This is a genomic window from Streptomyces sp. W16, from assembly GCF_033194735.1.
In the GTDB taxonomy this organism is placed as follows: domain Bacteria; phylum Actinomycetota; class Actinomycetes; order Streptomycetales; family Streptomycetaceae; genus Streptomyces.
Genome location: NZ_JAWOAI010000133.1, coordinates 1 through 20,711 on the forward strand (window position 1 = coordinate 1; position 20,711 = coordinate 20,711).

A 20,711-nucleotide genomic window follows, 5' to 3' on the forward strand; every position below is an offset into this window, starting at 1 on the left:
ACCAGGGTGACGTCCAGCTCCCGGGCCGGCTCCACGCGGCACGCACGCCACGGGTGCCGGGTTCGGAGGCCGGGCCGAGGTCGCGGGCGGTGGCGCGGACGTCGGCCGGCTCGGCCCGGTCGTATGACTCGATCGCCGGGTAGTCGCAGATCTGGAAGACCCGGCCGCCGAGTCCGGTGGTGTCGTGCAGCATGTCGGTCGGTGACATCGGTCGCGGCGCCCGCTGCGAGATCGGCCAGAAGTAGGCGTCGGTGCTGATGCCGTAGGCCATCACGCCACCTCCGCCGGGGTGCGCACCTCGTCGTGGATCGCCCCGATGTTCGCCGGGGCCGTGCGCGAACCGGCCCAGGAACAGACCGCCGACCACGCCGGAGAGCCGGATCAGCAGACCGAGGCCGGCGCCGGCGCCGTAGATCACCGTCGAGTCCAGGCGCGCAGCTCGCCGCAGACAGCCGTGACAGCCGAGTTGGCCTGGCCAGCGGGACGAGGCGGGCCGTCGCCTGGTGGTCCGCAACGGCTGTCACCAGCCGGGTTCGGTGACGTGTGCGGGTGGGGCGGCAGCCCTGGGCAGCAGGGCCGGCGCGTCAGGCCGATGAGTTTGCCGGTTGCCTGAAGTCTTCCTCGTGACATGCCCGCCCCGTCGGCGGATCAGGAAGTGTCGGGTCCCGGTGTCATGGAGGAGAGATGGAGGTCAGGATGCACAATCCGATTCGGCTGTACATGTCGATGTCGCTCGACGGCTACATCGCCGGGCCGGGCGATCGGCCAGGTCAGGAGCTCGGACGCGGCGGCGGACGGCTTTTCAACTGGCTAGACGACCGGGAATCCGACGGTCCGAGCGGCCAGGTCTACCGCGAAGCGCTGGCGACCGGCGCGGTGATTTCCGGCCGACGGACCTTCGAACTCGCCGGGCGCTGGCAGGGCGATCATCACGACGGCGTGCCGGTCCTCGTCCTCACCCACCAGGTGGAGGACGGGGACGTGCCACCCGGCCACGCGCGTTTCGTCACCGACGTCGAGGAATGCGCCCGTCAGGCTCGCGCCGCCGCCGGGGACCGGCCGGTCATGGTCCATGGGGCGGGGGCGGCCCAAGCGCTTCTCCGGGCCGGGCAGTTGGACGAGATGGAGATCCACCTGGTGCAGGTCCTCCTCGGGGACGGTCGACGGCTGTTCGACCATCTCGGTGGTGATCACATCGAACTCGACCTCGTCCGACGGCTTGAGGACCGAGACGTCACGCACCTCCGCTACCAGGTGCGCCGACCCGGGGAAGCCGCGTGAAGACGCTCTTCGTCTCCTACCGCGTCACCGACCTGGCCCGCTCGCTCGGTTTCTACACCGCCTTGGGCTACGTCGAGCTGGGCAGGGGCGAGGTCGGCGACGGGGCTCGCCTCGTGATCCTCAAGTTCCCCGGCGAACCGGCGGCCTCGCTCGAACTGGTCCACCGTCCCGCCGACGGACACGTCGACGTGGGCAGCGGTTTCGACCACCTGGCGATCCAGGTGGACACGCTGACCGTCACCCTGAAGACACTGGCCGAAGCCGGCCTGGAGCCGGGGCCTGTCCAGTATCCGGGTGGCCCTGACGGCCCGAAGACATCGTGGCTCACGGACCCGGACGGTTACCGGATCGAGCTGGTGGAGTGGCCGTTCGGACATTCCGACGGCATCACCGCAGCAGACTTCTCCTGAGGCGGTCACGGCGAGCGGGGTGGCGACGCGTCCCTCAGCGCGGGCGCAGCGCGACGCGCGGTGTCATCCCCTGCTCGCCATTGGGCCCGTCAGGCTGGTCTACAGGGACTGACGGTCAGGGCCTGCGGATCACGAGGGTGGCGGTCAGGTGACCGTCGTGGTGGTGTCTTGGATGTTCAGCGTTTCTCCGTCGCGCAGGCAGCGGTGCGGCAGTCCGCGCTCGGCGAGATGGGCGGCGGCTCGTTCCGCGCCTTGCGCGTCGCGGTGTTCGGATCGCCAGTGGGGAACGATCCGGTAGGGCATCAGGCGGAGGCACTCCGGTGCGGTGGTGGACGGATAGCCCTCGGGCAGGACGGTCGGGTCGTCGATGAGGTCGATGCCCTGGAGGTCCGGTCCGGCTACGCAGGCTCCCGCCGAGTAGCCGCCGTAGGTGAACTCGGGCCGGTGCAGCTGTTCTTGGAGGGCGTCGCGGAATCCTGCCTGGGTCATGGCGCGGGCCAGGACGAACGCGTTGCCGCCCAAGGTCCAGACGAGGTCGAGGGCGTCCAGGCGTTCGGGGAGTTCTGCGGGGGCGGCGAAGTAGTCGCGGAGATCGAGTTCTTCGCAGGAGTAGCCGAAGGTCTCCAGGGTGTGGCTCTCGCGAGCGTAGTCGCGGGTGCGTGAAGGGCCGTACTCGTCGAGGGCGTTCAAGACGATGCCCGCTCTGCCGGTGGCCAGGGTGGCGGGCAGGGCCGAGGGCCGGCTGTCGGGGGTCAGGAACCAGGAACTCAGCAGCAGCCTCATCAGAGCCTCTCGGTGATGACGGATCACGCGGTGGTGATCATTCATGCTGCCGTGAACGGGGCCTGGCTGCGGCCGGCCTGGTCGCCCGTCGTCGCCTCGGTCGGATGGGGGCCCGAGAATGGATCACAAGGCGTTACTGTCTCTAGACAGCCTGTATATAGGCTATGTAGAGTACGAGTATGAGTATGCCGCGTATGACCCTGCAGACTCAACTGGTGCTGCGGGCTTTGCTGGAGGACCCTGCCAGGCAGCGGTACGGCCTTGAGCTGTGCGACCTGGCGGGACTGCCGTCGGGCACGATCTATCCGATCCTGGCCCGGCTGGAACAGGCCGGCTGGTTGGAGAGCAGTTGGGAGGACCCGACTGTGCACGAGGCGGAGGGGCGCCCGCGCCGCCGCTTCTACCGGATTACGCAGGATGGTGCCGAAGAAGCCCGCGAGGCTCTGGCGCGCACTTACCGGTCTCGGAAGCGCCCCTTGCCAGGGTGGGCCAGTGCCCACCCGGCCGCCGAGGGAGGGGCATCATGAAGAGGCAGTGGCGGTTTCCGCCGTCCCTGACCGCGGAGACAGACCTGACGCCAACCCTTGAGAGCGTCATCGCCACAGTTCGCTCGCACCACCCGGACGCCGGCGCCGGTCAGCTGGAACGCGCCTATGCCGAGGCGTCGGTCTGGCACGCGGGGCAAAGGCGCCGTAGTGGTGACCCCTATGTCACCCACTGCCTTGCCGTCGCCGCCATCGTCGCCGAGCTCCGCATGCCTCCACCCGTGGTGTGCGCGGCGCTGCTCCACGACGTGGAGGACACCGCCTGCCCGCCGCGGCGAATCGCCGATCAACTCGGCCAAGAAGTTGCCGACTTGATCGCAGCAGTTCGCACTGCCGAAGTCTCCGCGTACCCGCAGACCGGCAAGGGCACCATGCTCGCCTCCGATGCCGCCGCTCCGTCATGGGAGACGGCCGTGCTGGCCATCCGGCTCGCGGACCGGCTCCACAACATGCGCACCATCGCGTTCGTGGCCCACCCCAGGCAGCTCCTCAATGCCCGTGAAACCCTCGATGTCTTTGCACCCGCGGCTTCCGCGGCGGGACTGGAGACGGTCGGCCGTGAACTGCAGGACCTCGCCTCGGCAGTCCTGCAACCGGCAATGTCCTCCTACGTCGTCTCCGGCCGCCTCCTGGCCGTCGTCACTCTCCTCCTGCCGTCACAGCAACGAGCGCGCTGGCAAGCGGAATGGAGCGCCGACCTGGCGGTCCACACCACCCGCCACGCCCGCACCTGCTTCACACTCCACGTCCTGCTCGGCGCACCCCGACTCTCCATCACGCTGCGCCGCCCTTTCCGTCGGGACCGGCGATGACGAGTGGGGCGGCGCGGCTGGGGGCTGCCCTCGGGACACTGGCCGGGTTCGCGATGGCCATGGTGCAGGGAGGGCTGACAGCCTGGGCGGCCGGAGCATTCGCCGCAGGCGGCCTCGCACTAGTGGCGGCAGTGCTTTTCGTTCCCAGCGAGACACCGGCGCGCCGTCTGGGCCGACTGCTCCAGGCCTGGCACGGCTCCACGGCCGGTGCCGCCGGACCCGAACCGAGTCGGCATCCGGCACCACCTTCCCTCACCCAGGACGGGTCGTGACGACCAGGCGGACGGGCAGGGTCGTGCTGTGGCCTGGGGAGGTGGCCGTGTTCGGGTGTGGCGGCGTGAGCGGTGGTTGGGGCGAGCAGTACGACGGGCACGGACAGCGCGGTGACAGCCGTACGGGGGGCGGGGGAGAAGCGCGCGATGGGGATTCCCTGTCGAAGATCACAAACAGGTCGTGATCTTCGTAGTGCGACGCATTCCGGCCGTATGGTGATCCACCGTTGGCTCACCCGCCCGGTTGGTGAGTCACACGGATCACCTTCATTCTCGCAGTCGGGCAGCTCTTGATCGGGACGGTCGGTCTCACCTGCCGCGACGCCACGTCCCAGCGGGCCGTACGGCCTTGCCCAGGTCGTTGATCTCCTGGCTGCTTGCGTTGAACACAGCCAAGCACTTACGCCGCCGCGTCGTATTCGGCCCGGAGCCGGACGTCGCTGCTGGTCCCGGACCGTGGGGTGCCCTCGCCGAACACAGCCAGCCGCAGCACGAGATAGCGGCCGATCCCGACGAGCGCGGTGGCCGACAAGTACACCGTCTGCTGCAGGACGAGTCCGGCGTCTGGGCGGAGCGCGGCCAGCGCGCCGACCGCGGCGGACGTGACCAGCCAGCCGAGGGCCATGGTGGCCGCGCTCTTCAGGTGACCGGCCAGACCGGGCCGTCCGTGGCGGAACGAGACGCGGGCGTGCAACTCGGTGGCAACTACGGTGGAGGCGAGGGTGGTCAGCGCGTTCGCCGCCGCCCATGGAATCCACTGCGACAGCAGGACCAGAGCCGCGGAAGCCGCCACGGTGAGCCCACTGCCCAGCCCGGCGAAGCGCCCGAAGGCCGCCACGTGCCGTCGGATCAGTCGAAGGCCGTTCATGATGATCCCCTCCCGGGCCGCTGCCCCTGGCGGGGCCGTCGTCGTCATGCCGCACAGCGTGACTGCCTCCCCATTCAGTGCGGTTTCACGGCGCTCTCGGGGATGCTGGAGACGCTGAAACCGGTGTGGCGACATGCCGCCGCCAGCGCAGTGCCGTAGACGACCTTGAGCTCGATGCAGTGCCAGGGCGATGCTGAGCACCGGGAACCGGGGCCGGTCGGCGCGTGGGCCGGGACGGGGGAGAGAGACATGGCGGCAGCAGAACTTCGGGGTGCCTGAAGGCCTGGGCGCGATTGGACTGGGAGCCGCGTCGATTCAAGGCTGCTCCCTCTTCGGAGACCTGCGGCGTGGAGTTCGGCGTGGGACGTGAAAAGCCTGCCGTGTACGCCCCTTTCGTCGGCGGCCGGTTGTTCTGCGTCGCGGTCGACGCGGTCAGAGGCCATCAAGTGACTCTCTTGGGTGGGGAGTTGACGGCCTGCGTCCCTGCCGATACCCGGCCGGCCGTGGTGGACCGGACCTGGGCCGACCGGTGCACCGATGACTGAGGAGGCGCGATCCCGGAGTGTGCGTGGGTGGGACGCCTGAGGCTCCGTACAGGTGGACGGCGTTCTGTCCCCGGTCCGGCATGATGCGCGGGTGAGCATCATCGTCGAGTTCTTCGCGGCTCCGGATGACGCGTCAGCGGCTCTGGTTCTTCAGACCGGGCCGCGACGCACATTCGAGTCGCTCTCCTTTGGCAACTTCGATCCCGAAGAGGCTGTGGTCGAGTGGGAGTGCCTTCTCGCCGACGGCAGTTTCGAGGAACTCGTCGAAGCCGGCGAGCCTCGGATCGTCGCCGACCAGGGCGATGACGGGTGCATCGTGTTCGCGATCTCGCCTCGCTTGTCCGCGGCACTCGCCGAGGCTGAGCGGTCCGCGTTGAAGGATGCCGCTGTTGCCTGGTCCTTGCGGCGTGCGGAGGACGGTGAGGTCATCGACACGGAGATCGCCTTCGTGATCCTGAGTGATCTGGCTGCTCTCGTCAGCAGCGCCCGACGCCAGGGCCGAGATGCCTACTGCTGGGTGGCCTAGGTGTACAGCCCCGAAAGGTTGGGGACAGAGTCGGCCGCTGTTCTGCCGTGCATCCGGTTGCGATCTGGGCTGACGGGCCACGAGGACTTTCGTCCCTGTTGGGTGAAGTCTTTCGCGGATTGCGGGGGTCGAGCCTGCGGGGTAAGTTGAATATGCGACAGGAGATCACCGCTGGATAGCGGCAGATCCTGGCGTACGTCCCGCATGCGGGACGGCAAGAGAAAGTAGTACCAGCGTCGGCGCGCCGCCCAGGCCGCCCTTTTGACGACGCGAGGGCGCCAGTTGAGAAATCCTGGTTCCCGGTGCTGCGACCCTCTTCAGAGTCTTCGTTTCCGGGAACCATCCTCCCCGAACGGAATACTCATGTCGCAGCTCGAACGCAACAAGCAGATCGTCGTCGACTACTACCAGACCGCCTTCGGCGGCAACCCCGAGAAGGCCATCGCGGACCACTTCGGCGACCGCTACATCCAGCACAACCCGGATGCTGCCGACGGCCCGGAAGCCTTCACCGGATTCGTGACCTGGCTGCGCGGCGCGTACCCGCAGCTGCAGCTGGACATCAAGCGGGTCCTGGCCGAGGGCGACATGGTCGTCACGCACTCCCACCTCATCCTGGAGCCCGGCAAGCCGGGCCGTGCCCTGGCTGACTTCTTCCGGCTGGAGAACGGCAAGGTCGTCGAGCACTGGGACGTCATCCAGGACGTGCCGGAGAACGCGGCCAACCCCAACGGCATGTTCTGACGCACGTGCCGCTTCGGCGCGCGGCGGAACGCGTCCAAGTCTCTCCCACTACGGCGAAACGGTGGGCAGACCGCTACCGCCAACACGGTTGATCGCCCGTTCGACCTGCCCCAGGTCCTGGCTTCGGGCGGTCGGCAGGCCCTGGTCTCCAAGTCCAAGGGCCGGAGGCGCCGCTGCACGCTCAGCGCCGGTCAACTGCGCGCTCTGGGGACGGTGTTGGAAGCCAGGCGACGCTCGTGACCTGCGCTGATGTCAATTGGCTGCAGCGGCTGGCAGCAGAGAATCAGAGAGATGGTCGGCACTTTGGTGCAGCGCAGGTCACGGCACCTGTGGCGACCGCGCCTCCGACATCGTTGTCGAAGACGCGGCCTGCCCGAGGCGCGGCCCTACGGGATGCAGCAAGCCCCGACGGGGCGCCGGACGCCGTGGACTGTGGTCGGGCTACGGCGTGTAGTGGGCGTCACTGCCGTACAACTCCCTGGTGAACGCGGAGACATCGGCGCTGCGATCGGCGCCGTCGAGGTTGTACGTCAGATAGACGCCGTAGCCCTCACTGACCGTGCGGGCGGCGAGGGCGGCGACCGTGCTCTGCGAGGTCGCGCCGATCTGGACGGCCGCCGGCGACAGCTTCGACTTGGGCAGTGCGATGCCGGGGACCTGCCAGGAGCCGTAGTACGGGTTCCAGGCGTAGTCGAACTTGGACGAGACGTCGACGCCGCCGTAGGACAGGCGCGACGCGGCCGGGCCGATGTTGTAGAGGCTGATGATCTTGTCCGGCATGTTGGCGCGCAGTGCCGACACCAGGTACACGAACGAGCTGGCGTTGGGCTGGGCGGTGCCGTTGTTGCCGTAGTCGGCGTACTCGTCGTCGAAGTCGATGCCGTCGAGGCCGTACTTGGCCACGGTGTCCGACAGTTGTTTCGCGTACGTCGAAGCGGCCTGCTGGGACGGGAAGTTGGCGAAGCCCGCGCCCTGGTGGTTGCCGAGCACCGAGAGGACGACCTTGATGCCCTTCTGCTGCAACGGCCGTATCTGCGTGGCGGCGTTGTCGAGGACGCTCTGCACGTTCGGGTTGAAGTACAGGGTCGCTGCCTTCGTGCTCGTGTTGTAGTTGATGTTCGCCGCGAAGATCACGGCGACGTCGAAGACTTGGGCGCCGCCGTTGGTGAGGGTGTACTTGCCGACGTTCAGCATGCTGTTGTTGTTCACCTCGACGTACGCCACCGAGGTCGGTCCCTGTTTCGCGAGAGCGGGAGCGGGAGCCGCTGCCGCGCCGGTCGTGACGGTCGTGCCCAAGGCCAGGGCCGCAAGGGCCGAGAGCGCGAGCGCGGCCGTCCGTACTCTGCTCCGTACCGGAGTGAACATCGTTGATCGGTCTCCCATCGAATGGAGCGGCGCCCGATCTGTTCGCGAGCGCCGAGTGAGCCCCCCGGATCTTTCCGTTCCCGCGACCGAGTCCCCAGAACCATGCGAGAACTCGTCACGACTCCCACGCACGTCGCTCCGCAACTCTGCATCCGGGCAAGGGAGTTGCTGGAACGCTACGCTGCCGCACTGTCTCAGGGCAGCGACCAACAGAACCCATTGGAGATCGACATCGACATCGACGTGATCACCGTCGGCGCGGGTGAACCAGGCATGCACGCCGCAGATCCGCAGGGCTAGAGCAAACCTCAGGCTCCGCGTTGCGCGCGAAGTCGACATCGACGCCCTCACGAGTCAAGTAGGCGTGCAGCCCACGCCGTTCGGCGGTCCGGGCGAGGTGTGAAGGGCGATCGACTCCCACACCCGGTCCACGTCCCGCGCGTCAACACCCTGCTCACTCGGCAGCGTGGCAGCAAGATCCGCGCCCTCCACCTCGAACCGCGCGTCGCCCTGAGCGAGGTCGGCGACCCCCAGGTCGTGCATGACGGTCGCCGCAAATGGCAGATCACGGTCGTAGGCGGCATTGTCCAGGGCACCACCGCGCTCTGGTCGGCCTGGTGTGCCTGTGCAAGCACGACACCCTCGCTCAACTCCCGGCCGGCGCGGAGTGAACGTGCAGCTGGTGACCGATTCAGTCGGGCGACGACTGTGGCTCTCTCTCCCGCGCTGCCCGGCCGGGCGGCCCACGACCTGATGGCGGCCCGCACCCACCGCATCATCCGAATCTGCGAACGTCAGGCATTCCGGTACTCGCCAACCGCGCCTACATGGGAGCCGGCCCATGGGTGACGACACCCCTCAAGCGCCCGCCGGGCCGCGACCTCACCTCAACCCAGCGAACCGTCAACCGTGCGCTCGCGGTGGCGCGGTCACCGGTGGAGCGGGGTGTGGCCCGCCTGAAGTCCTGGCGCATCCTCAGCAGATCCCGGTGCAGCCCGAATCGGATGCCGTCAATCGCCGCAGCCGTCCTCACCCCGGAGCGGCAACACTGAAAGACCTCAGGGACTAGGATCTACGGCGACATCGCGTGTCGGTCACCGGCTGGGTGAGACATGGAGGTGTCGGGACATGCCTTCGGAGGCATTCCTTGTCAGTCGAGTTGAACCACACGATCGTTCACGCCCTGGACAACCGGGAGTCCGCGGAATTCTTCGCGAACCTGCTCAGCCTTGAGATCACCGCCGAGTGGGGCCCGTTCATCGCGGTCGGCCTGAGCAACGGCGTCACGCTGGACTTCGCCACGATCCCCGCGGACAGCATCACCCCCCAGCACTACGCCTTCCTGGTCTCCCAGGAGGAGTTCGACGCGGCGTACGAGCAGATCAGGCAGCGCGGCATCGAGCACTACGCCGACCCTCACCGGAAGCAGCCCGGCACGATCAACCACAACGACGGTGGCAGCGGCGTGTACTTCATGGATCCGGCGGGCCACGCCATGGAACTCATCACCGTGCCGTACGGCGGCTGGACCTCGTAACCACATGCACCGAGGGCCGGACCCCAGCGTGGAGTCCGGCCCTCAACCACTGCTGTGCCCCATGTGATTCCGGCGGGCACCATCAGCAGGATTAGCACCACAGGACACGGTCCAAGGCTCGGGTCCTCATTTCAGCTTCGGTCTCGCCCGGAACGCCTCTGTTCGGGCCCGGCCACTACCGGGTACGCGTCCATGCCCGCGGGCGTGACCGCGGATACGACGCCGTCACATTCGAACCGGTGGGGGACCTACCTCCTGCGGAACTGGCCAGTCAGGCCCCAGGAGGACACCGTCCACCAGCACACCGACCAGTGCGGACGGAACTGGCGCAGCACCGCCTTGAGCGCACCCGAACCATCCGCGCCTCCGACGGGCCGGCCCGACTGCGTGGCAGGCGCGCTGCGCTATGTGGCCAACTGGCCGGCCCGGGCATGCCGTTTGAAAGTTCTTGGGCACGATCGGCTGGTCGATCCGACGTGTTGTCCTCAGTACCCGTCCGCTTACCGATCGATGGGGCTGTCGGTTCGAACGTGGGTTCCAGGTGGTGCGCAGCCGGATGACACGGAGGCCCACGGACTGGGTACCGTGGGTGAAGGAAGGGCGCATGTCGCGGCCGATGCCGCACAGATCGAACCGGACGATCACGTGGCTTCTGGTGGATGGCATTCCTGGTGCGCGCCTGCCTGTGCGGCAACCGGGTGGGAAGGATTCCAGAGCCGGTCGGCTTCACCGCGGGTGACATGGTCTTCGTAGATCCGCACCTTGTGCCGCATCACAGCCAGGGTGTCCTGGAGCTCGCGGATCTGCGTCTCCACGTGGGTTTCGTGTCGGCGTAGCACCTCAAGGCGCTCGTGTTCGTTGCCCGGGCCCTGACGGACCAGCTCGATGTACTGCCGGATCATCACCAGGGGCATGCCGGAGGAGCGCAGCTTCGTGCAGATGGCCAGCCACTCCAGGTCTTCTTCGTGATAGATCCGGCGGCCGTTGGACAGGCGGCGCACCGGGTTGGCGAACAGGCCCTCCCGCTCGTAGAACCGCAGCGCGTGCACGCTCAGCCCAGTGCGTTGTGCCACCTCGCCGATGCTCAGGTCCATGAACGCCCCTCCCTCACATGACTGTTGTTCTAGACCCGACTCTAGGTTCTAGCGTCGGGTTGTCGGCTCATCGGGCCATCGGAACAGGGGAGAATATGAGCGTTTGGTTCGTTACCGGGGCATCACGTGGACTCGGCGCGGAGATCACCCGGGAAGCGCTGGAGCGAGGGCACAGCGTGATCGCTACGGCGAGGGATGTGTCAGCGGTGCGCCGGGCGTACCCACAAAAGCCGGACGGGCTGCTGGCGGTGAACGCGGACGTGACCGAACCGGAGCAGTTGACGGCTGCGGTGCAGGCCGGCCTGGCAGAGTTCGGCCGGATCGACATCGTGGCCAACAACGCCGGTTACGGCCTCATCGGCGCGGTCGAGGAGATCTCCGACAAGGCCGCCCGGGCGCTGTTCGACGTCAACGTCTTCGGCGTGCTCAACACGTTGCGGGCGACACTGCCGACGTTGCGCGCCCAACGCTCCGGACACGTCCTGAACATCGGCTCCGTGGGCGGCTTCGCCACCGCTCCGGCGGCGGGCCTGTACGGCGCGTCCAAGTTCGCCCTTGAGGGCGTCTCCGAGGCGCTGCACGGCGAGCTGGCCCCACTCGGCGTACGCGTCACGATCGTGGAGCCGGGCGGGTTTCGCACCGACTTCCTCAACAGCTTGAGCATCCAGGTCGAACCGGCGTCCATCGCTGACTACCTCGCCGGCGCGGGACCGGTGCGCGAGGCACTGGCTGCGAACGACGGCCGCCAGCCAGGCGATCCGGTGAAGGCAGCGAAAGCCATCGTCGACATCACCGAGGTCGCCGAGCCGCCGCTGCGCCTGCAACTGGGCGCGGACGCGATCGAGCGCGTCGAGGCCAAGCTGGATCTGGTGCGACGTGAACTTGACCAATGGCGCCAGGTAGCGCTCTCTACCGGGATCTGAGAAGCCATCCCCTGAGAAGTCTTCCGCTTGCCGTTCAACAGACTCGATCACCCGAACATGGTTCCTGTTCGGGTGATCGGGCCTTGACCCGTGCAAGTGGGTTACGCGGCAACGGCTTGCTGGTACGCGCGCGGAGCGATGAGTTTCCCGGCGGGTTCAGGTCATCATCAAGACGGCACGTAACACCTACCGAAGGGCATGACGGGTCGGCCTGCTGTCGCTGCTTCACCAGTGCTGGTCGGCTGAGCATGCCTCGTTGAGGATGTGACAGGTTGGACAGCGAACCGGATGCTGTGCTGGGACCGTTCTCGTCCCCGGGCGCGCAGGCGACGCCGTGGGCGTCGGCGTTGGCGGTCCTCGGTGAGGCGGAGGTGTTCTGGCTTTCCACGGTGCGGCCGGACGGGCGACCGCACGTGACGCCGTTGTTGGCGGCCTGGAGTTTGGGTGGCATGTGCTTCACCACGGGGGGTCAGGAGCGCAAGGCGGGAAACCTTGAACGTAATCCCCGCTGCGTGTTGACGACTGGCACGAATGCCTTGACCGGTGTGGACGTCGTCATCGAGGGTGTCGCATCCGTGGTGGATGAGCGTTCCGGGCGTGAGGAGGCTGTCGCGGACTTCGAGCGGAAGTACGGAGCGCATCTGACCAGTCCCGAGGGTTCCTGGTATCGGTTGGGCGAGGCCGTCATCGCCGGTGACGTCAGGCTGTATCGAGTCGCGCCGACTGTCGGATTCGCTTTCGGCAAGCTGCCGGCATCCAGCCAGACCCGCTACACGTGGCCGAGTGGGTGACGATGATGCCCTCACTGCAGCAACAGGTCCAAAGCGTCCTCGACGAACTCGTGGATACCGGGGCCGAAACCGGCTTGCAGGTTGCCATTTACCACCACGGTGCTCTTGTTGTCGATGCCGTCGCCGGCGTCGCCGACGGCCAGACCGGGCGCAGAATGACTCCCCAGACCCCGATCTTCAGCTTCTCTGCCGGCAAGGTCATGACGTCGCTGATCGCTCACCTGCTCGTCAAGACAGGCCTTGTCGGATACGAGACACCAGTGGCCGACCTGTGGCCGGAGTTCGGTGCCCACGGCAAGGCGACCGCGACCCTTCGACACGTGCTGACCCACTCGGTCGGCGTGCCGGCGATGCCTCCTGGCATCGGTCCTGCCGACCTGACCGACTGGTCGCGGGTCTGCACCGCGCTCGCCGACGCCGCACCGCGGTGGCAGCCCGGGACCGAGACGGGATACCACTCGTTCACGTACGGCTTCCTCGTCGGCGAGGTCGCACGCCGGGCCACCGGCAAACCGATGCGGCAGCTCCTGCACGAGTGGGTCACCGTGCCCCTGGGCATCGACGGTGACCTGTTCTTCGGTGTACCCCGAACCGACCTCGGCAGGCTGGCACGACTCGAAGACGCCGCACCGCGCCCGGTCGCCCCGCCTGACGGCGATGCGATTCTTGCGCCCTGGGAACGGCAACCGACCGCGGCCATGGGCAACAGCCACGAGATCCTGCAAGCGGACATCCCGTCAGTCGGCACCTTCACCGCGCGGGGAATCGCTGCCATGAACGCCGCGGTCCTCGACGCTCGGCTCATCGACTCGCACCAGCTCAAGGAGGTGACGGCGGTGGCCTTCGAGGGCACTGACCAGGTCTTCGGTAACCATGCGCGGCTGGCCCTGGGCTATCCGCTCGGCCGCATCGGTACTCGGCCGGACGAGGCACCTACCACGTTCGGCTGGGTCGGTGGCGGCGGCAGCTACGTCTATGCCGACACCGCCACCGGCACCTCCTTCGCCGTGACCAAGACCCGTCTCACCCCCCACTTCAACACCGCACAACGCCTCGCGGACCTGACCACAGCCGAGATCAGCCCACATGCTTGAGTATCGACACTGAGAAGCCCTCCGCTCACCGTTCGACAGACTTGATCAGTTGAACATCATTCCTGTTCGGGTGATCTCTCGGCAGCCCGGACATAGCGGCAGGGCCTCTTGGTAGCTCCGGAACACACTCCGCGTCGGCGGGAACCGCGCGAGCAACCTCAGGCACCATCTCCGCCGGGATCGGAACAGGCACGCGTCGGCGGGAACCCCTGCCACGCTGGTATGCGTGCCGCCCGCACCCTCAGGCCCGCCAACTCGACCGTTCATCCGCCAGTCGAAGCGCTACGTCTCGATGGCAAGGCCGCCTCGCGACGCCCCGGGACTCGCGGGTCCGGCGTCAGCGTGGTGAGTCGGGCAGCGCGACGAGCAACTGCTTGTCTGTCACCACGGCCAGCGACAGGGTGCGATAGCCGACCGACTTGAACAAGATGGTGATCTTGCCGTCGCCCTCGCTCATGACCTCGCCCTGGCCCCACTGGTCATGGCGCACGCGGACGCCTGGCAGGTAGGCGTGCTCGTCCACTGTGGGGCGTGCGGCCGTCTCCGCCGCGCGGACGGCACCCGCTGTGGCGTCCGCGCGCGCACCTGCCCGGAGCCACCGGCGCCACCGTGCGGCAGCCTTGTATGGACGTTCGGCGTCCCCGAACCGCTCGCTCCTCAGCCCGCTCGCAGGCTTGGCCACCGGGCCCGTGCAGTTGTCGCACGCCCCGCACGGGACGGGGACGGAGTCGCCGAAGTATCCAAGGAGGAACCGCCGTCGGCAGTCGGTCGTCTCGGCGTACCCGCGCATCATGTCGACCCGGGACTGTTCGAGCTTGAGGTGCGTGGCGTGGACGGCGAGGGCACTCTGCACAACGGCGTCGACATCGTCATCCGCGGAGACGCCGTCGGCGCCGAGCGCGCCGGTGAACCGGCTGCCGTCCCGTCCGGTACGGACGGCCCCGGTCTCCTCCAGCAGGTTCAGCACGGCGGACAGTGCCGTCGCGCCGAGTTCGCACTCGGCCCGGAGCCGGGTCGCGCTCACGGCTGCCGCCTCGCCGCGCAGGAGTTCGGCGACGCGGCGCAGCGCGTCGGCGTCGGGAGCGCCGGTGGCGAAGAAGCGTTGCAGACCCAGATCCTGCGGGCGGTAGGCGAGGATCGCCCTGGCCGGTGCGCTGTCACGGCCGGCCCGGCCGATCTCCTGGTAGTAGGCGTCGAGCGAGCCGGGGACGGACGCGTGCAGCACGAACCGTACGTTCGCCTTGTCGATACCCATCCCGAACGCCGAGGTGGCCACGACCACGTCGAGTTCACCGGAGCTGAAGCGGTCCTGGGTCTGGCGGCGTTCGGAGGCGGAGAGCCCCGCGTGGTAGCTCGCGGCGGACAGTCCGAGGTCGCTCAACTGCTCGGCGTAGCCGTCCGCTGCCTTCCGCGTCCCCGCGTACAGGATTCCCGGCTTCTCCTCGACGGCCGTCCGCTCCACGACGAACCGCTCCTTGGCGGCCGCGTCCTGATAGGTCGTTACGTCCAGGTGGATGTTGGGTCGGTCGAAGCCGGCCACTATCTCCACCGGGTCGGTCATGCCGAGACGTTCGGCGATGTCCCGTCGCACCGGGGCCGCCGCGTTCGCGGTCAGGGCGAGCACCGGCGGGTTGCCGAGCCGTTCGCGGGCGTGGCGCAGCCGCAGGTAGTCCGGCCGGAAGTCGTGCCCCCAGGACGACACGCAGTGTGCCTCGTCCACGACCAGCAGCCGGGGACGGACGGCAGCGAGCCGGTCCGTGACGTCCGCCTTGGCGAGCTGCTCGGGAGCGAGGAAGACGACGTCGACCGAGGAGGCGCTGATGCGGGCCCATGACGTCTCGTTGTCGCTTCGGCGCTGCGCGGAGTTGATGGCGGCGGTGCGCAGCGCGCCGGATCCGAGCAGGCTCTGCATCTGGTCCCGCTGCAGCGCGATCAGCGGAGAGACGACGACGACCGGACCGCCGAGCAGGACCGCGGGCACCTGGTACACGGCGGACTTGCCCGCGCCGGTCGGCATGACGGCGAGTACGTCACGCCCCTTCATCACGGCCTTCATCGCGCTCAGTTGGGCCGGACGCAACTGCTGCCAGCCGAAGACCCGACGGGCGGTGCCGCGCAGACGTCGGGACGTGAGTGCGAACATGCTTCTCCTTGAATGGTGGGCGTCCAGCCGCCGTGTGTCTGGCGGTTACCCCGGTTCGCCGCCTGCAAGAGCGTTCCGATCCGCGATTTCGAGGGGTGTGACCGCGCTTCCGTGATCCCTGATACGGGCTGCGAAGTGCCAGTTCGTCAACGTCCGTAATCATTACGGATGCGCGGTCACAACCGGGTCCTGGCCGGGACGGGGCCGGGATCCGCGAGCGGGAGATGCGGCCGGGTGCCGAGGCCGCGGGTCCATGATCTCGTTGTGGGAAAGGATTCTTCGGCAGCGTGTCGATCGGTGGGTCTCCCGTTCGACGCTCAGGTAGAGGGGCGACCCGCGGAGCGGAATCCGGACAGGCCGAGGCTCTGTGATCACCCCGTGGTGCCCATTCGTCGACCAGCGATTCGGGTTGCCGACTACATAGTCGGCCGCCGGACGTCCCAAGGAGAAGACATGCAGATCCGCGCCCGTATGAGCATGAGTGCCGATGGCTACGTGACCACACCGAACGGCTGGCCGGCCCTGACTGCCGACCCCGCGTTCGTCTCCGGCGAAAGCCACGGCATCCGGGAGTTCCTCGACGGCTGCGAGGCGGCGCTGATGGGCCGCACCACCTTCGAGCCCGCGCTGACCAACAACCGCTGGCCGTGGCCGGACCTCGACGTGTTCGTGCTCGGCTCACACCGTCCGGACGGCACCCCCGATCACGTCACTACCGACAGCGACCCGGCGCGGCTGCTGGAGAAGCTCCGCGCGGCCAACCGGGGCGGCGATGTCCATCTCATCGGAGGCCCGCGGACGATCGGGACGTTCCACTCCCTTGGCGCACTCGACACCCTCGAACTGGTCGTACTGCCGCTGCTGTTCGGCGGCGGGATGCAACTGACACCTATGCTCGGTCCCGACACCGGGCTGACCTTCCAGCGCGAGCGTGCCCTCCCCGGTGGTTCGGTGGAGATCGTCTACTCCTGCCGGGGCAGTCGCACCGAACTTCCCAGCAAGCCTGCCAGCCAACGCTGATCTCGGCCGCGCCTCCTTCATCCTGCTGGGTTCTTTGAGCCGTCCAACGGTGACAAGGTCACAGCCGTACCCAGAACCCCCGTGCCTTGCCGATCTTACGAATGACCAGCCCTCCGGGCGCGGGGGAGCGGCTCAATGATGATCATTCGCGAGGTGGGCTGAAACGCTAGAGGTCGAGGACCGCGCGGAGTGCGTTGTCGATGAGCTCCTGCTGCTCGGGGCCGATGTTCCCGTGCGGTGTGCCGGTCTCGAAGCGGAGCGTGGAGAGCTGGAGGAGATTGACGGCGACGACGGAGGCGTCGACCGGGGTGGTCAGATGCACGCTCATCGCCGTGTCGGGGTGCTGCGCCGGCGCGTGCAGGACCAGGACGACGACAGCGCCGTAGGCGTCGGCAAGCCCGTCGAGGCTGACGACGAGAACGGTGCGAGTGCCCTTGCCGGTGTCGACGTCCCAGACGTCGCCCTTGCGGATGATCACAGGGCGTCGCCTTCGCCTGCCAGGTCGAGGGGCGCGACGGAGGTGAGTTTGCGCGCGGCGTCGAGTGTCATCTGACGTCGCACGGCTCGCACGATGTAGTCGTTCAGGGACGATGCGCCGGCGGCAGCGTCGCGCAGTTGTTTGTCCATGGAGTCGGGAATCCGTAGGGTGATGGCAGTCATGACACCAATAGTAGTGGCAAGATTGCCGTCATCGCAGGCCGTGCGGCGTTCTGGCGTAGGTGACATTGGCTCTGTGGCATCCGTTGAGCTCGGCCTCTGATGGACCGCATTCCTCCTGCTCGACGGCAGGGGCGAGCTCCCAAGGGCGTGGCACTTCCTGAAGACCCTGACGCACCCCTACCGGGTCGGATATCTCCCGCGCCCGGCATGGCGCCGGGCATCCGGATCCTTCTCTGTGTTGAGCGTGGTAGTTGGTCTCGTGCTCGTGGGGCGGGATGTCTCCGATCGCTGTGTGGAGACGCTGGTTGTTGGACCAGTCCACCCATTCCGCGGTGGCGAGTTCGACGTCGGCCAGGCCGTGCCAGGGCTTGCGGGGTTTGATCAACTCCGTTTTGTAGAGGCCGATCTGGGTTTCCATGAGCGCGTTGTCCAGGGCGTCGCCGACGAGGATGCGGCGGTCGCTGTCGGAGCTGTGCCAGTGGTGGGAACGCGGTGGTTCCGACATGCCGGCGGGATGTCGCAGATCAACCTGACCGTCTCGGGCCGCTGTCTCTCGTTCGCCGATCGGAAGGAGATCGCTCTGCTGCGCGTGCAGGGAGCCGGGGTACGGGAGATCGCCGGACGGCTGGGCCGGTCACCATCGACGATCTCCCGCGAGCCTCGCCGCGACGCGGCGACCCGTGAGGGGCAAGCTGGACTACCGTGCCTCGGTCGCGCAGTGGAAAGCGGACATGCCGGCGCTTCGTCCGAAGGAGGCGAAGCTCCTCACGCATCAACGACTGCGCGAATACGTCAAGGAGCAGTTGTCCGGGCAGGTCCGCCGCCCGGATGGAAGCCTGGTGCAGGGGTCCGAGACGGAGCGTTGGAAGGGCCGCAACAAGCCCCACCGCCAGGACCGCAAGTGGATGTTGGCCTGGAGTCCGGAGCAGATCTGTCACCGGCTGAAGGTCGATTTCCCCGAGGACGAATCGATGCGCATCTCGCACGAAGCGATCTACCAGGCGCTCTACGGCGAGAGCCGCGAGGCACTCAAACGCGAGTTGGTTGCCTGCCTGCGCACCGGGCGGGCACTACGCCTCCCGAGCGCTCGCACCCGGCGCAAAGCCTGGGCCCACGTCTCGCCGGAGGTCATGATCAGCGAACGCCCGGCCGAGGCCGAGACCGTGCCGTCTCCGGGCACTGGGAGGGAGACTTGATCGTCGGGCTGCACGGGTCGGCGATCGGCACGCTGGTAGAGCGGACCACCCGGTGCACCATGCTCCTCCACCTGCCCCGCGAAGAGGGATACGGCACCATCCCGCGGCCCCCAAACGGGCCCGCCCTTGCCGGCTATGGCGCACTGTCGATGAACCAGGCACTCACGCCGGTCATCACAACGCTTCCCGAACAGGTCCGGCGGTCGCTGACCTGGGGCCGCGGCAAGGAGCTCACCCCGCACGCCCAGCTCAAGCTCGACACTGGCGTCGCGGTCTACTTCGCGGATCCGCACAGCCCCGGGAAGTGCGGGACGAACGAGAATACGAACGGGCTTCTCCGCCAGTACTTTCCCAAGGGCACCGACCTGGCCAGGTGGTCGCCGGAAGAGCTCCAGGCCGTGGCTGGCGCCCTCAATGGCGGGCCCCGGAAAACGCTCGGTTGGAAGGAAGGCACCTGACGAAGCCCTGAATGAGTCTGGTCCGCCTCCCGGACGATGAGCGGCTGGACATCGTGACCTGGCGGAGCCGGGGGACTTCGCGGCTTCACGGGCAAAGGGGCGAACCTGCCGGGGATCGCCGCCTTCTTCGCGGCGATCGCCTCGTTGGTCAGTTCGGAGGAGGGGGCGAACCCGAGACCGGGGACGTCGAGCGGTAGGCGGCACCTGACGGGGCCAGGACGGAACACGCGGCGATGCGAGCCCGCGGGAGGGCTCGCATCGCCTGGCCGTGTACGGCTCCGATGGTTCGGTCGGTGCCGCTCGTCGGTGTTACTTGGTGGCGAGGAACAGGTAGTCGGCCGTGTAGGGGACGCGGGCGGTGGGTTGCGCGGCCGGGTTGCAGGTGCCGGCGGGGGCGACGCCGCCGGCGGTGTTGAGTCGCAGGACCGAGGTGGTCTTGGACAGGAGTCCTTCGCTCTTGCCGGTCTGCTGTGCGCGGAGCAGGAGTTGGGGGATGTTGCCCGTGCCGTTGTCGAACCTGTTGAGGACGCTGCCGGTCACTGAGGAGCCGTCGGGGGCGATCCACTGCGGGGGGGCCGGCGGGGCCGTGCTTGGCGAAGCTGTGCTGGATGCCGCCCTGGAGGGTGGCGTCGACGTTGTCCTGGGTGAAGGCGTAGGAGCCGTTGTCCTGCTTGGTGCAGGCGTAGATCTGGGCCCCCTTGACGACGCCGGCCAGTGCCGAGTGCCGGATGGCGTCGGGCAGCGAGACCGCGCCCGGCAGTGCGACGGCCTGTCCGCGGACCGCGCCGCCGGGGAATTCGGCGGTGTGCAGATTGAAGTAGAACTGGTCGGGGTGGGCCTTGATGCTCCGCAGCAGGTCGGCGTCCTTGACCTTCACTGTGCCGAACACGAACGGCGTGCCGCCCTTGAGCTTCTCCATGAAGAACGGGATCTTCACGTCACCGTTGGTGCCCCGCGCACCCTGGTGGAGATGAGCCATGGTCGGGGTGCCGATACCCGTCCACGCGAACGCGAAGGACACCTCGTCGCCCTGGATACGCATGAGGGCCAGCGCGCTGCCGTCCTTGTCACCCACCGCCGGCTTGCCCTTGACGGGCACTTCGTTGTCACCGGTGAGGATCGTGGTGAAGTACCGTGCCCCCGGCGCGTTCTCGGAGTAGCGGCCGATGGCACCGGCCGCCTGGGTGGCGCCCCCGTGCTGCGCCGCCCCGGTCGTCGGATGTGACACGGTGGCGTCGGCCGCACCGTCCGCGCCGTTGCAGGCGGTCAGGAGCAGGGTGCCGGTGATCGCGGTCGCGGCGATGGTCCCGAATCGCTTGAACATCATGTGTCTCGTTCTCCCCGTGATTGCCGATCCGCGGTTGCCCCGCGGTCGTTCTCCCTCCAGCACGGGGCCCCTGTGGTGATCCCTCAGCCGATGACACTCCTGAGACACGCCTGAGAAGGGACAGCATCACTGAGGACACGATCTTGACATTACGACGCACACCGACCACCCGCCGAGAGGCATCGGCCGGACGCCGGTGACGGCTGCGAAGGCCTCCGGCGACAACTCGCCCTTGCCGCGCGGGCGGTGGGCCCGGAGACCGCCGGATGCGGCCCCTGCCCAACGCACCCCTGCCCGGGCCGCGCCCGACACACCCC

At 68.0% G+C, this 20,711-nt stretch carries 23 protein-coding genes and 6 pseudogenes; 16 read left to right on the forward strand and 13 right to left on the reverse strand.

The window, feature by feature from the left end; translation table 11 throughout:
• A pseudogene (locus R6V09_RS19415) lies at positions 1–418 on the reverse strand (hypothetical protein); the annotation flags it as partial.
• 278 nt (positions 419–696) lie between these two features.
• Between R6V09_RS19415 and R6V09_RS19420 the strand changes: the two are divergent.
• Together R6V09_RS19420 and R6V09_RS19425 are read left to right on the forward strand one after the other, a co-directional pair.
• Complete coding sequence (locus R6V09_RS19420; RefSeq protein WP_317882675.1) at positions 697–1,281, forward strand: dihydrofolate reductase family protein; 585 nt, start codon at positions 697–699, stop codon at positions 1,279–1,281.
• The gene (locus R6V09_RS19425) at positions 1,278–1,691 is read left to right on the forward strand and encodes a VOC family protein (RefSeq protein ID WP_317882676.1); all 414 of its coding nucleotides are present in this window, start codon (positions 1,278–1,280) and stop codon (positions 1,689–1,691) included. Before R6V09_RS19420 ends, R6V09_RS19425 begins: the two co-directional genes overlap by 4 nt.
• 144 nt (positions 1,692–1,835) lie before the next feature.
• Here R6V09_RS19425 and R6V09_RS19430 read toward each other — a convergent pair whose 3' ends face one another.
• Positions 1,836–2,474, reverse strand: a complete 639-nt coding sequence (locus R6V09_RS19430; RefSeq protein WP_317882677.1) for a Type 1 glutamine amidotransferase-like domain-containing protein — start codon at positions 2,472–2,474, stop codon at positions 1,836–1,838.
• Between the two features lie 179 nt (positions 2,475–2,653).
• Here R6V09_RS19430 and R6V09_RS19435 point away from each other — a divergent pair, with 179 nt between their 5' ends.
• Both R6V09_RS19435 and R6V09_RS19440 read left to right on the forward strand, forming a co-directional pair.
• Positions 2,654–3,001 (forward strand): PadR family transcriptional regulator, encoded by a 348-nt coding sequence (locus R6V09_RS19435; protein ID WP_317882678.1) that lies wholly within the window; start codon positions 2,654–2,656, stop codon positions 2,999–3,001.
• The gene (locus tag R6V09_RS19440) at positions 2,998–3,831 is read left to right on the forward strand and encodes an HD domain-containing protein (RefSeq protein ID WP_317882679.1); all 834 of its coding nucleotides are present in this window, start codon (positions 2,998–3,000) and stop codon (positions 3,829–3,831) included. Before R6V09_RS19435 ends, R6V09_RS19440 begins: the two co-directional genes overlap by 4 nt.
• Before the next feature lie 672 nt (positions 3,832–4,503).
• Here R6V09_RS19440 and R6V09_RS19445 read toward each other — a convergent pair.
• Positions 4,504–5,019 (reverse strand): hypothetical protein, encoded by a 516-nt coding sequence (locus R6V09_RS19445; RefSeq protein WP_317882680.1) that lies wholly within the window; start codon positions 5,017–5,019, stop codon positions 4,504–4,506.
• A 26-nt stretch (positions 5,020–5,045) separates the two neighbouring features.
• Entirely contained in the window at positions 5,046–5,222 is a 177-nt protein-coding gene (locus tag R6V09_RS19450) for a hypothetical protein (protein ID WP_317882681.1), read from the reverse strand.
• 385 nt (positions 5,223–5,607) lie between these two features.
• On the opposite strand from R6V09_RS19450, the gene R6V09_RS19455 reads away from it, so the two are divergent.
• From R6V09_RS19455 to R6V09_RS54660, 4 genes and pseudogenes are all read left to right on the forward strand, one after another.
• Positions 5,608–6,042: a hypothetical protein gene (locus tag R6V09_RS19455; protein ID WP_317882682.1), complete on the forward strand. Its 435-nt coding sequence runs from the start codon at positions 5,608–5,610 to the stop codon at positions 6,040–6,042.
• A gap of 363 nt (positions 6,043–6,405) precedes the next feature.
• The gene (locus R6V09_RS19460; protein ID WP_317882683.1) at positions 6,406–6,786 is read left to right on the forward strand and encodes a nuclear transport factor 2 family protein; all 381 of its coding nucleotides are present in this window, start codon (positions 6,406–6,408) and stop codon (positions 6,784–6,786) included.
• A gap of 11 nt (positions 6,787–6,797) precedes the next feature.
• A pseudogene (locus R6V09_RS19465) lies at positions 6,798–6,866 on the forward strand (hypothetical protein); the annotation flags it as partial.
• A gap of 31 nt (positions 6,867–6,897) precedes the next feature.
• Positions 6,898–7,011, forward strand: a pseudogene (locus R6V09_RS54660) (IS630 family transposase); the annotation flags it as partial.
• A gap of 216 nt (positions 7,012–7,227) precedes the next feature.
• Here the strand turns inward: R6V09_RS54660 and R6V09_RS19470 are convergent.
• A complete protein-coding gene (locus tag R6V09_RS19470; protein ID WP_317882684.1) occupies positions 7,228–8,151 on the reverse strand; it encodes an endo-beta-N-acetylglucosaminidase H in 924 nt (307 codons plus the stop codon).
• Between the two features lie 102 nt (positions 8,152–8,253).
• Here R6V09_RS19470 and R6V09_RS19475 point away from each other — a divergent pair, with 102 nt between their 5' ends.
• Entirely contained in the window at positions 8,254–8,451 is a 198-nt protein-coding gene (locus R6V09_RS19475) for a hypothetical protein (protein ID WP_317882685.1), read from the forward strand.
• Between the two features lie 54 nt (positions 8,452–8,505).
• Here the strand turns inward: R6V09_RS19475 and R6V09_RS19480 are convergent, their stop codons facing one another.
• Complete coding sequence (locus tag R6V09_RS19480; protein WP_317882686.1) at positions 8,506–8,694, reverse strand: hypothetical protein; 189 nt, start codon at positions 8,692–8,694, stop codon at positions 8,506–8,508.
• Positions 8,695–8,809: 115 nt separating this feature from the next.
• On the opposite strand from R6V09_RS19480, the pseudogene R6V09_RS19485 reads away from it, so the two are divergent.
• Together R6V09_RS19485 and R6V09_RS19490 are read left to right on the forward strand one after the other, a co-directional pair.
• Positions 8,810–9,203: pseudogene (locus R6V09_RS19485) on the forward strand (transposase family protein); the annotation flags it as partial.
• A 95-nt stretch (positions 9,204–9,298) separates the two neighbouring features.
• The gene (locus tag R6V09_RS19490) at positions 9,299–9,688 is read left to right on the forward strand and encodes a VOC family protein (protein WP_317882687.1); all 390 of its coding nucleotides are present in this window, start codon (positions 9,299–9,301) and stop codon (positions 9,686–9,688) included.
• 641 nt (positions 9,689–10,329) lie between these two features.
• Here R6V09_RS19490 and R6V09_RS19495 read toward each other — a convergent pair.
• Complete coding sequence (locus R6V09_RS19495; protein ID WP_317882688.1) at positions 10,330–10,782, reverse strand: MerR family transcriptional regulator; 453 nt, start codon at positions 10,780–10,782, stop codon at positions 10,330–10,332.
• A gap of 59 nt (positions 10,783–10,841) precedes the next feature.
• Between R6V09_RS19495 and R6V09_RS19500 the strand changes: the two genes are divergently transcribed.
• The 3 genes from R6V09_RS19500 to R6V09_RS19510 all read left to right on the forward strand — a co-directional run bounded on the left by R6V09_RS19500 (position 10,842) and on the right by R6V09_RS19510 (position 13,590).
• Positions 10,842–11,705, forward strand: coding sequence for an oxidoreductase (locus R6V09_RS19500; RefSeq protein ID WP_442810086.1), 864 nt, complete (start codon positions 10,842–10,844; stop codon positions 11,703–11,705).
• A 272-nt stretch (positions 11,706–11,977) separates the two neighbouring features.
• On the forward strand, positions 11,978–12,496 hold the full coding sequence (locus R6V09_RS19505; RefSeq protein WP_317882689.1) for a pyridoxamine 5'-phosphate oxidase family protein: 519 nt from the start codon (positions 11,978–11,980) through the stop codon (positions 12,494–12,496).
• Positions 12,481–13,590 (forward strand): serine hydrolase domain-containing protein, encoded by a 1,110-nt coding sequence (locus R6V09_RS19510; RefSeq protein WP_317882690.1) that lies wholly within the window; start codon positions 12,481–12,483, stop codon positions 13,588–13,590. The genes R6V09_RS19505 and R6V09_RS19510 overlap by 16 nt, the downstream gene beginning before the upstream one ends.
• Before the next feature lie 337 nt (positions 13,591–13,927).
• Here R6V09_RS19510 and R6V09_RS19515 read toward each other — a convergent pair whose 3' ends face one another.
• Positions 13,928–15,733: a RecQ family ATP-dependent DNA helicase gene (locus R6V09_RS19515; protein WP_317882691.1), complete on the reverse strand. Its 1,806-nt coding sequence runs from the start codon at positions 15,731–15,733 to the stop codon at positions 13,928–13,930.
• Between the two features lie 453 nt (positions 15,734–16,186).
• Here R6V09_RS19515 and R6V09_RS19520 point away from each other — a divergent pair, with 453 nt between their 5' ends.
• Positions 16,187–16,753, forward strand: coding sequence for a dihydrofolate reductase family protein (locus R6V09_RS19520; protein WP_317882692.1), 567 nt, complete (start codon positions 16,187–16,189; stop codon positions 16,751–16,753).
• Between the two features lie 166 nt (positions 16,754–16,919).
• Here the strand turns inward: R6V09_RS19520 and R6V09_RS19525 are convergent, their stop codons facing one another.
• Genes R6V09_RS19525 through R6V09_RS54665 form a run of 3 tightly spaced genes read right to left on the reverse strand, consistent with a single transcriptional unit; the run spans position 16,920 to position 17,831 of the window.
• The gene (locus tag R6V09_RS19525) at positions 16,920–17,231 is read right to left on the reverse strand and encodes a type II toxin-antitoxin system PemK/MazF family toxin (RefSeq protein WP_317882693.1); all 312 of its coding nucleotides are present in this window, start codon (positions 17,229–17,231) and stop codon (positions 16,920–16,922) included.
• A complete protein-coding gene (locus R6V09_RS19530; RefSeq protein WP_317882694.1) occupies positions 17,228–17,413 on the reverse strand; it encodes a hypothetical protein in 186 nt (61 codons plus the stop codon). The genes R6V09_RS19525 and R6V09_RS19530 overlap by 4 nt, the downstream gene beginning before the upstream one ends.
• Positions 17,414–17,441: 28 nt before the next feature.
• Positions 17,442–17,831: an integrase core domain-containing protein gene (locus tag R6V09_RS54665; protein WP_442810087.1), complete on the reverse strand. Its 390-nt coding sequence runs from the start codon at positions 17,829–17,831 to the stop codon at positions 17,442–17,444.
• On the opposite strand from R6V09_RS54665, the pseudogene R6V09_RS19540 reads away from it, so the two are divergent.
• Positions 17,772–19,055 (forward strand): annotated as a pseudogene (locus R6V09_RS19540) (IS30 family transposase); the annotation flags it as partial. The gene R6V09_RS54665 and the pseudogene R6V09_RS19540 sit on opposite strands and share 60 nt — an antisense overlap.
• Before the next feature lie 321 nt (positions 19,056–19,376).
• Here the strand turns inward: R6V09_RS19540 and R6V09_RS19545 are convergent.
• Positions 19,377–19,607: a DUF3455 domain-containing protein gene (locus tag R6V09_RS19545; RefSeq protein ID WP_317882696.1), complete on the reverse strand. Its 231-nt coding sequence runs from the start codon at positions 19,605–19,607 to the stop codon at positions 19,377–19,379.
• A 289-nt stretch (positions 19,608–19,896) separates the two neighbouring features.
• Positions 19,897–20,394: pseudogene (locus R6V09_RS19550) on the reverse strand (CHRD domain-containing protein); the annotation flags it as partial.
• Between the last annotated feature and the right edge of the window lie 317 nt (positions 20,395–20,711).